We start from the raw sequence: 10,444 nt of genomic DNA, 5'->3' as shown, positions 1-10,444 counted from the left end.
GTAAATATACATTTAAGATAAAAAACCAAGGAGAAAGTATGAAATTAGTAAACAAAATTTCACTAGTCGTTGCTTCAATTGTAACAATCGGTGCTATTTCTGCCGCAAATGCAGATCAGCTTGATGACGTTATAAATCGTGGTACTTTAAATTGTGGCGTTGTGCTTGATTTCCCACCAATGGGATATACAAATAAAGACAATAAACCAGCGGGTTTTGATGTTGATTATTGTAACGATTTAGCAAAAGTTTTAGGTGTCAAATCACAAGTAATAAATTTGACATGGGGCGACCGAATCCCGTCCTTGATTTCAGCTAAAACAGATGTTGTTATTGGATCTACGTCAGACACACTAGCGCGTGCAAAATCTGTCGGTTTTACTTATCCTTATTTTATTTTCAAGTTCCAAGTTTTATCTAAGAAAGGCGTTAAAGTGGATTCTTTCGACGACCTTAAAAATGTAAAGGTTGGAGCGGCTCTTGGTACTACCTATGAAACTGAATACTTCAAATATGCGGATGCACATGGCTGGGGACGATCTAACTATACCTCTTTCAAATCAGAAAATGATGCTTTTTTAGGCTTATATCAAGGGAAAATAGACGCGCTTGTATCTACAAATACCAATATAGCGACCAAACTCACTTCAGGTCAGTTTGATAATTTTGTAGCCGGCCCATATGTACCAAACTATGATGATGTAGTGGGACTTATTGTAAGAAGGAATGAACTTGCTTGGAAAAATTACCTCAATCTGTTTTTGATTCATCAAATTAGAGACGGAAGGTTAAATGAGTTACATATGAAACATTTTGGAACGCCCGTATCGGCTGATATGGTTCAATCATTAAGAGACAACAAATAAGTTTTTTGTCGAACCTTAAAACCTCCAGCACTGCTGCTGGAGGACTCTCAAAATTAGACACTTCCTGAATTAATCGTGAGTCTCCTCAGTTATGATCTCTCTAAATGGTTATTGGAACTGTAAATATCATAGACGTCGTAACAAACTATATTCACCATCAAGAGCAAGCAAAACCGCGGAAGAGAGCTGCTAGATTTGTGACCATGAGAAGATCGCCATTAGGTGATAGATGAATTAACCCGCTTTAAGCGGTTCATAACATTAAGCCTCCGGTCTTGCCTGAGGTATTTGCCTATTTGGGGCTCATCAAAGAAGCTTATAAAGAGGAAATATGGACAATTATGAATTTCATTGGAATGTTGTATTTGATGCCTTCCCGCAATTATTAGGTGGCGCATTTACAACGATACATGTATCTGTTTTATCTATGCTACTAGGTATCGTTATTGCGGTATTATTAGCGTTAGGCAAGATGTCAACTTCGAAAGTTTTCTATCACATTGCAAATGTGTGGATAGAAATAGCAAGAAATACACCGGCACTTTTCCTTATCTACATGGCCTACTTTGGTCTAGGTGCCTATGGCATCCATCTAAGTCCATACTTTGCTGTTTTTTCTGCCTTAGTGTTTATCAATGGAGGATACTTGGCAGAAACATTCAGGGGTGGTTTTCAATCAATTCCCAAAACTCAATATAGTGCGGCAAAATCACTCGGAATGAATAAATTTAAGGTTTATCGATATGTGATTTTGCCACAAATGTTTAGAAGAATTTATCATCCAATGACCAATCAATTTGTCTGGTCAATACTAATGAGTTCTCTTGGCATACTGGTGGGCATGAATGAACTTTCAGGCGAGACACAAAGGCTTCAATCTACTTCGTTTAGGACATTAGAGTTTTTTATCGTCGCCGCGGTCATGTACTTTGTGATAACCAAATTGGTGCTATTGGCCGCAAGTTTGATTTCCAAAAAAGTGTTTAAAGGAGAGATTTCATGATGGATTTATTTACTCCTTTATCTTGGAATGATACGGGCTTCATCTTAACTGGTGTTTTGAATACAGTCTTTATATCTGTTGTTGCGATCCTCGTGGGCACCGTTTTAGGGCTCGCTGTTGGATTTGTGAGAGCCGAATCGAGTAAATCTGTAAACATTCTGTTGGGTGGATTCTTAGATATTCTAAGATCAGTCCCACTTATTATTCAACTTATACTTTTTAGTACTTTTATTGGTGCAATGGGATACCCACTTGATCCCTTCGTTGCGGGGTCAATAATACTGTCTCTTTACACGATGGCATTCATGGGGGAAGTCTTTAGAAGTGGCTTCAATAGTGTGCCAATGGCCATGAGAAAAGCTGCGCGATCATTGGGAATGAGTTACTGGCAAACAGTCAGATACGTTAGGGTGCCGATAGGAATGAGAGCCGTTTTCCCATCTTGGCTAGGAGTGGCGCTTAGTGTTATCAAAGACTCCGCACTTGTTTCAGTTATTGGATATATGGAATTACTTAGAACCGCAGAGCAGTTGATATCAAGGACGCAACAACCCCTTATGATATTGATAGGTGTAGGATTGTTTTATTTTATGATTTCTTACCCCTTGTCGCTTTATGGCAAACATGTAGAAAGGAAAATGGAAATATGATAGAAATCAAAGATGTTCATAAATCTTTTGGAGATTTAGAAGTTTTAAAAGGGATAGACTTAGATGTAAACAGTGGTGAGGTTGTTAGTATCATCGGCGCAAGCGGCAGCGGTAAATCTACACTTTTATATTGTATTAACGCGATCGAGAAGATAAATAGTGGCAAGATTATCGTTGATGGCGTTGATGTGCATAACAAAAAAACAGATAAGAATAAACTAAGGCAGAATTTAGGAATGGTGTTTCAACAATGGAACTCTTTCCCGCATTTAACTGTACTCGAAAACGCGGCGCTTGCCCCGCAGATTGTGAAAGGGTTTACTAAAGCAGAAGCCGAAGAGATTGCTAGAAAAGAGCTTATTCACGTTGGCCTTGGTGATAAACTTAATGAATATCCGACACGGATGTCTGGCGGGCAGCAACAACGACTCGCCATTGCGAGAGCATTAGCAATGGAGCCTCCTTATATGTTATTTGATGAGGTGACGTCCGCACTTGACCCAGAACTAGTGGGAGAAGTATTGGATACCTTAAGATTACTTCGTGATGATGGTATGACCATGATTTGCGTTACTCATGAAATATCCTTTGCAAAGGAAGTCTCTGATAAAGTTGCATTTTTTCATGAAGGGTTGATTGAAGAGATCGGCTCGCCTGAAGAAGTATTGGATAACCCACAGAGAGAGAGAACTCAGCAATTTTTAAGTAAAGTGCTCTGATCATTTTGATACCTGAGGCATTACAAGCATCCTTGTGTAGGTTATTGAATTGCAATAGATAATAAAAGCATTCACGATTAGATCATGTTAGCCTTGGTGTTGATGTAAACTGTTTTTTAGGTTTGTAAGCGAAAAGCATAGCAAGTTTGGGTCGCTAATTTAGAGATGATTTAAGTGATCACTTTTTAAGGGCATGGTATGAGTGCAACACAGGATTACCCGATTGGAACATTGGGGAAAAAATGGGCCGATGCAGAAAAAGCAGCATGGAGAGTCCAACAAAAAATTAAGCGCAGTTATAAAGAACAAGTACTTACGCAGCTTGATGAGGTAGGAGATAATTTTGAGCTTATTCAATATGGGACATTGTCTTACCTACCCAATGACTACCCCTTGTATATTATTAAATCAAAAAACTGGCACAGCGATCGCCCTAACGTATTAATAACTGGTGGCGTTCATGGTTATGAAAGCAGCGGCGTACACGGCGCAATTCGCTTTGCCTGTAACGCAGTGGAAAAATACAGAAACCAATATAATTTTATTATTGCCCCTTGCGTTAGTCCCTGGGGCTACGAAACGATTAATCGTTGGAATCCCGATGCGCTTGATCCGAACCGTTCTTTTTATGTTCATAGCCCAGCTGCAGAAGCAGCAACGTTAATGGCTTATATTAGTGAACTCGCCATTGAATTTATAACACATATAGATCTACACGAAACCACAGACAGCGATAATAGCGAATTTAGACCCGCACTTGCCGCGCGTGATGCAATAACACAAAAACACTGGGATATTCCTGATGGATTTTATTTGGTTGGCGATAACACTAAGCCCGTAGATGCGTTCCAAAAAGCGATCATCGATAAAGTACAAACTGTCACGCATATTGCGCCAGCCGATAAAGATAAGAAACTAATTGGTGTCCCTTTAGCACAATTTGGCGTGATAAATTATCCTGCACGGGAGTTAGGTTTATGCATGGGATTAACCGATGCGCCTTATGTTACCACGACAGAGGTCTACCCTGACAGTCCTTTTATTGACGATGAAAATTGTATTAATGCACAAGTGGCGGTTATTTGTGGCGCGCTTGATTATTTAAACCAATTACCTGGCAACGCTTTGCTGTAAAACCATATTGCGGTCATGCTTACTCTTTGAACATGGCCGATTTAATAGTCATAGATGAGTAACAAGCTTATTAGCTATGTGTTTATCCATGCGCTCAAATACGCTTTACCCGAGTTATCTGCAGCTTTATATTATTTAAAATGTAGATCCACTATTCTTAAATTCTAGGCGTAGACATCAAAACAAAAATTTGCTTGCTGATTTCGCACCTTGAAGTAACATGGATATGTGTTAACAACTTTTTAACTTTATGAGTCACTTGAAAGCATTTACGATGACTGCCCTCGTAAATGTAAATATAATCACTTAGGAGAAGAACAGCATGAGACTAGAATCAATCGCTCTACATGAAGGGTACAAATCAGAAGAAACAACCAAAGCCGCCGCGGTTCCTATTTATATGACAACGTCTTATACTTTTGATAATACCCAGCATGGTGCTGATTTATTTGATCTTAAAGTGCCTGGTAATATTTACACACGTATCATGAATCCAACTACTGATGTCTTAGAAAAACGCGTTGCGGCAATGGAGGGCGGAATCGCCGCACTTTGTGTTGCTTCTGGAATGTCTGCCATTACTTACGCCATTCAATGTATTTGTGAGGTTGGGGATAATATCGTTAGTACGAGCCAATTGTACGGAGGTACCTATAACTTTTTTGCACATTCGCTACCAAAGCAAGGCGTTGAAGCACGAATGATTTCACATGATGATTATGAGGGGTTTGAAAATGCGATTGACGCCAAGACCAAAGCCGTATTTTGCGAATCAATAGGTAATCCAGCGGGTAATGTCGTTGATATTACCCGTTTAGCAGAAATAGCGCACAAACATGGCGTCCCTTTGATTGTTGATAACACCGTTGCCACTCCTTATCTGTGCCGGCCCTTTGCGCTAGGGGCGGATATTGTTGTGCATTCCCTTACAAAATACATTGGCGGTCATGGCACATCAATTGGTGGTGTGATTGTTGATTCTGGAAAGTTTGATTGGGTTGCAAATAAAGCTCGTTTCCCTGTTTTAAATGAGCCAGATCCTTCGTATCATGATGTTGTTTATACCGATGCCTTCGGTCCTGCAGCCTACATTGGTCGTTGTCGTGTTGTGCCTCTACGAAATACAGGTGCGGCAATATCGCCAATGAATTCCTTTCAAATACTGCAAGGACTGGAAACTCTTGGCTTACGTATGGATCGCCATTGCGAAAATGCAGAAAAGCTTGCTGTATTCCTGCAGCAACACAAAAAAGTTAAATGGGTCAATTACGCAGCATTGCCAGAAAGTCCTTATTTCGAGACCTGCAAAAAAATTACTAACGCTAAAGCGTCAGGCATTTTAAGTTTCGGACTTGAGGGAGGCATTGAAGCCTGTGCAAGGTTCATTGATTCACTGGAAATGATTTTACGCTTGGTGAATATTGGTGATGCAAAATCATTAGCTTGTCATCCAGCCTCAACAACGCATAGGCAGTTAAATGAAAAAGAATTAGCTTCTGCCGGTGTCAGTGCCGATTTGATCAGGATATCCGTTGGGATTGAGCACATAGACGATATTATTGCAGATGTTAGCCAAGCGTTGCAAAAGGCATAACAAATAAGAATAGGTGTCGTGCAGACGACACCTATTTTAGAAATCACAAAAGCAATTAAATAGAAAGCATACTGCTCATGCCTCATTAATCTCTCCTGCAGTGGTAAATTCAACTTTCCAATGTCCTGCAATCAGTTCGACGCAATAAAATGGGTCGTAGTTAGACATCGTCGCAGCAAAATATATTCACCGAGTACCATAGTTAGACTATAATTTTTATTTAATACCGCGCTATTTTAAAATATTTTTTTCTTTAAAGAACAGGGAGATAACATGAGATATCTGCAAAAATTAATCAGTCGTGAATTTTATCGCTCCGTGATCTTCTGGCTTTTATCTTTAATAGCGCTATACACACTTGCTGGTTTTTTTGTTCTACCCAAAGTAATTCACAAAGCAATAGTTGAACAAGTTGAGCAACAATTAGGCTGGCAAACAGACATTGAAACGATAGCATTCAATCCCTATGCTTTAACGTTAGTCATCAACAACTTAAAGATCTCAGATCAACAAGCACAACAGCAATTATCTTTTAAACGTTATTATATAAATTTCGAATTACGTTCTATTTTTGAAGGCGCATTTACTTTTTCAGATATTGAATTACTTGAGCCTACAATAAATTTAGAACTTGATAAACAGGGTATTAGCAACTTTCAGCATGCTATGCGACACCAATTAGAAAAAAATCCTGCTCTTAAAGAAGGTCAACCTGCGGATCAAACAGAGAACACATTAGCAAAACTGTTATTTGATAATATCAATATAATTGCCGGAAATATTAATATTATTGACAATACCCCAGCTCAAACGATTAAGTATCAACTTAATCCAATTACATTTAATTTAAAAAATTTACTCACTTATGGTGACCAAAATAGTACCTATCACTTAGATCTTGCTCTGGGAAAAGGACAAACCATCACTTGGGATGGTACATTGGCTATCACACCACTTCGCTCTAATGGAACGCTGAAAATTGATGGATTTCGAGTGCATGATTTCTGGCGCTATCTATCGGAACAAGTTCCTTTTAACCTAAAGCATGCCCTTGTTGGCATGACCGGTGAATATGAATTTAGTATGGCCAAAGGACCGATACAACTTAATATCCATCAAGGGGCGATCCAAGTTGATGATATTAAACTTGCAACTAAACAATCGGATCATAGTTTTGCCGATATAGATGCTCTTAATATTGGTTCGTTTGACTTTAATTTAGCAGACAAAAAATTACACATAAAGGCACTACAAATTGATGCTATCAATTTGAAGATTGAACGTAATAAAGAAGGGTTGATTGACCTATTATCTATTCTTCCAGAAGCAAATACTCCAAGCCCCCCCGAGGCGACAAGTAATACAGAGTCAGTGACTGCTGAATCTCCTTGGCAATGGTCTATTAGCGATATTACCTTAAATAACAGTCAGGTTAACTTCATTGATAAACAACCAACAACTAGCACCGAAATAGTAATCAACAAGATCAATTTTGCTATTCAAGGGGTTAGCCACAATTTATCTAAAAGCTTACCTTTTAATCTCACTTATTATATTAATCAAGAAGGCGAAACCAAACTCAATGGTCAAGTGACAGCATTGCCGCTTGATGTGCAAGCTCATTTAACACTCAAGGAGTTTGCATTACCGGCATTACAGCCATATATAGACGATCTCGCCAAGGTTAACTTAGAACAAGGCAAGCTATCTATTAGCGGTGATATTAATCTGAGTACGAACAAACAGGATCAAATGCAAGGAAATTTCCAAGGCGCTTTTAACATTGATCACTTTAATACTAAAGATAAGGTGCTAGAACAGCGCCTAGTTGGCTGGCAAAGTTTGGCCATTGATCCCATTAATATTAATTTGAACCCCTTAAGTATTACGATCAATAAAGTGGCATTAACTGAACCTTATGTACGCTTAATTATCACCGAAGATCGTTCCGTTAATTTAGCCAAATTAGTGATTAATAATCAGGGCAGTGAAAAAATGACTGCCAGTAATAAACAAAAACGTACTGAGCTAGAAACCGAACAGCAGAAAAGTAAGCAACCAGCTGTCGCTGTTAAAGTCGATAAAATAACCATTAAAGGAGGTGATGCTTATTTTGCTGATTTATCTCTACAGCCACAATTTGCAACCAGTATCCAAAAGATAAATGGTGAAATAAATGGACTTTCTTCTGAAGATTTAACAAGCGCCGATGTCAATATCCGTGGCAGCATTGAAGAATATGGGAAAATGTTGGTAAAAGGGAAAATAAATCCACTCTCCGGAGATCTTTATACAGACATCAATGTTAATTTTGACAAAATAGAATTAGCTCATCTCACCCCTTATTCTGGTCGTCATGTCGGTTATGAAATAGATAAAGGTAAGCTCAGCCTCGACCTCAATTATCAGATAGCCAACAATAGACTTATTGCTAAAAATCACCTGACTTTAGATCAATTTGAATTGGGACAACAAGTAAACAGCAGCGAAGCGCTAAATCTCCCTCTAAAACTAGCTATCGCTCTGTTGACCGATAAAAATGGCATTATTGATATTCAACTGCCAATTACGGGGGATATGGATGATCCTGATTTTGCAATAAGTGGTCTAGTGATAAAAGCCTTTGTGAACTTACTGACTAAAGCAGTGACTTCACCTTTTTCCCTGATTGCCGACTTAATTGGAGGTGATCCAGGCGAACTAAATTCTTTAGCATTTGAATTAGGTAGCACAAAATTAACCGCAGCCAATATCGAACAACTCAACTCCCTTGCTAGTATATTGAATAGTCGACCTAACTTGATTCTTGAAGTTCGAGCAATGGTTGATGAAAAGCAGGACGGATTAGCCCTAAAAAGACAGAAAATGCAGACATTGCTAATAAAGTCCGCAATAGACAACAATGTGGAACAGGAGCAGCGAATTGCGGCGATTGAAAAATTACTCGGTGAATATGGCGGTAAGCAAGAGTTAAACAAACTACAAAGTAAAATGCGCACAGAAATAACAGCGGTGGAAGAAGATTCTGAAAAATTGAGTAAACAGCAACTTATCACCGATGGCTATGAACAATTTATTCGAGAGATGTTGTTAGTCAAACAGCCCCTCTCTAATTTAGAACTAATTGATCTTGCTCAACAACGAATCAATATTATCAAGGCACAACTGTTTGAACAGGGAAAAGTTGCAAATAAACAAGTCTTTACTCTGCAGCCATCATTGCAAGGACACGCACAAGAAAGCACTATTTCTACAATATTTACATTAACGAGTAATTAACGTTCAACAAAAGCAGCGTATTTAGCGATAGAAAAACGATTCGTTCAGTATGACGCTGAGCAACTTACTCTTATCACAGCTACATTAACAGAGGCGTGAACATGAACGTAACCTTAATCATTTTAAGTAGTTTTGTCGGTGGTGCCATTATTGGTTTTATAATTTACCACTTCACCTTAGGGAAAAAGCAGGCAGGTACGCAACAGCAAGAGCTGGATAATACTCAAGCTGAATTAGATAGATATAAGACTGCGGTTAATAATCATTTTACCAGCAGTGCTGCACTAATGGAGCAAGTTACCAGCAGTTATCAAGCGTTATATCGGCATATGGAATATCAGTCACAAGAACTACTGAGCGAAAATAAAGAGGCAGATGTAAATCTTTTAAGCGAAACGGTAATAAATAAAAACTCAAGCGTCCACAACAAAAAAGAGGATCATAACGATTGAGTTAAAAAGGCATATAGATCTTGCACCGAAAATTCAATCTGAGAAAAAAGGATACGGCTGCATTTTATGAAGAGTCTATCCACGGATATGGGCTGATATCAGAGAGCTTACCTCTGTCGGGTGATGTAACATTTTCATTGCTAGTTAATTAAAAGTAATCAGAAAATGACGAGCTTTTAAAACGCATCGCTGCGTATGTGCTTTCTTTTATAACGAGAAGGGCAAGTAAACGAAAGCTGCCAGTATTATTCTAAGTTAATTATGGGTATTCAACTATGAAGATAGTTTATAGCAATGAAAATCAATTTCTGGTGCACAATGTAAAAAATCTCATTGAGGCACAAGCAATAGATACATTTCTAAAAAATGAATTCGCACAGGGAGCAGTAGGAGAAATATCTGCATTCGATTCTTGGCCTGAGATTTGGGTTGTTGATGATTCAGACTTTGATCGTGCAGTAGAAATAGTTAAAACATCGCAGAGTAAGGGAAGTGGTATAGATTGGAACTGTAAAAACTGTTCTGAGAAAAATGATCCCTCTTTTGAGATATGCTGGAATTGCCACCGTGAAAAATCATAATAAATAACTAAACTGGACACGTTAGTAAAAACACGTCCAGGACCCTGTAAATAATTCTGTGTAATTACCATTTTTACAGATGCTTTTTCAAGCGGTCTTCAAATTCTATTATAAACCGATTCATCGCAGCTCTCCAACTGTGGATCGGTTTTGACCATTTTTTCGA

The 10,444-nt window shown here is 38.5% G+C and carries 9 protein-coding genes; all 9 read left to right on the top strand.

The genetic code is table 11. The features are described from left to right. On the top strand, nt 1–866 hold an 866-nt coding region (locus tag KSO91_RS14030), incomplete at its 5' end, for a transporter substrate-binding domain-containing protein (RefSeq protein ID WP_238743661.1). Nucleotides 867–1,197: 331 nt separating this feature from the next. After that, entirely contained in the window at nt 1,198–1,869 is a 672-nt protein-coding gene (locus KSO91_RS14025) for an amino acid ABC transporter permease (RefSeq protein WP_238743660.1), read from the top strand. Next, nucleotides 1,866–2,519, top strand: a complete 654-nt coding sequence (locus KSO91_RS14020) for an amino acid ABC transporter permease (protein ID WP_238743659.1) — start codon at nt 1,866–1,868, stop codon at nt 2,517–2,519. The genes KSO91_RS14025 and KSO91_RS14020 overlap by 4 nt, the downstream gene beginning before the upstream one ends. Beyond that, entirely contained in the window at nt 2,516–3,238 is a 723-nt protein-coding gene (locus tag KSO91_RS14015; protein ID WP_238743658.1) for an amino acid ABC transporter ATP-binding protein, read from the top strand. The genes KSO91_RS14020 and KSO91_RS14015 overlap by 4 nt, the downstream gene beginning before the upstream one ends. A gap of 198 nt (nt 3,239–3,436) precedes the next feature. Next, nucleotides 3,437–4,372, top strand: a complete 936-nt coding sequence (locus KSO91_RS14010) for a M14 family metallopeptidase (RefSeq protein ID WP_238743657.1) — start codon at nt 3,437–3,439, stop codon at nt 4,370–4,372. 322 nt (nt 4,373–4,694) lie between these two features. Beyond that, on the top strand, nt 4,695–5,966 hold the full coding sequence (locus tag KSO91_RS14005; RefSeq protein ID WP_238743656.1) for an O-acetylhomoserine aminocarboxypropyltransferase/cysteine synthase family protein: 1,272 nt from the start codon (nt 4,695–4,697) through the stop codon (nt 5,964–5,966). A 273-nt stretch (nt 5,967–6,239) separates the two neighbouring features. Further along, a complete protein-coding gene (locus tag KSO91_RS14000) occupies nt 6,240–9,245 on the top strand; it encodes a DUF748 domain-containing protein (protein ID WP_238743655.1) in 3,006 nt (1,001 codons plus the stop codon). Nucleotides 9,246–9,346: 101 nt separating this feature from the next. Continuing rightward, nucleotides 9,347–9,697, top strand: a complete 351-nt coding sequence (locus KSO91_RS13995; protein ID WP_238743654.1) for a Z-ring associated ZapG family protein — start codon at nt 9,347–9,349, stop codon at nt 9,695–9,697. Nucleotides 9,698–9,972: 275 nt separating this feature from the next. Further along, on the top strand, nt 9,973–10,278 hold the full coding sequence (locus KSO91_RS13990; protein WP_238743653.1) for a putative signal transducing protein: 306 nt from the start codon (nt 9,973–9,975) through the stop codon (nt 10,276–10,278). Nucleotides 10,279–10,444 lie beyond the last annotated feature (166 nt).

The sequence above is a fragment of the Psychromonas antarctica genome (assembly GCF_022267535.1).
GTDB lineage: Bacteria > Pseudomonadota > Gammaproteobacteria > Enterobacterales > Psychromonadaceae > Psychromonas > Psychromonas antarctica.
This window is presented reverse-complemented; position numbering and strand designations above follow the sequence as displayed.

Bases quoted from the DNA above. Each gene is read 5' to 3' on its own strand.
- KSO91_RS14015 (WP_238743658.1), top strand. From the start codon at position 2,516: ATGATAGAAATCAAAGATGTTCATAAATCTTTTGGAGATTTAGAAGTT.
- KSO91_RS13990 (WP_238743653.1), top strand. From the start codon at position 9,973: ATGAAGATAGTTTATAGCAATGAAAATCAATTTCTGGTGCACAATGTA.
- KSO91_RS14005 (WP_238743656.1), top strand. From the start codon at position 4,695: ATGAGACTAGAATCAATCGCTCTACATGAAGGGTACAAATCAGAAGAA.
- KSO91_RS14020 (WP_238743659.1), top strand. From the start codon at position 1,866: ATGATGGATTTATTTACTCCTTTATCTTGGAATGATACGGGCTTCATC.
- KSO91_RS14010 (WP_238743657.1), top strand. From the start codon at position 3,437: ATGAGTGCAACACAGGATTACCCGATTGGAACATTGGGGAAAAAATGG.
- KSO91_RS14025 (WP_238743660.1), top strand. From the start codon at position 1,198: ATGGACAATTATGAATTTCATTGGAATGTTGTATTTGATGCCTTCCCG.
- KSO91_RS13995 (WP_238743654.1), top strand. From the start codon at position 9,347: ATGAACGTAACCTTAATCATTTTAAGTAGTTTTGTCGGTGGTGCCATT.
- KSO91_RS14000 (WP_238743655.1), top strand. From the start codon at position 6,240: ATGAGATATCTGCAAAAATTAATCAGTCGTGAATTTTATCGCTCCGTG.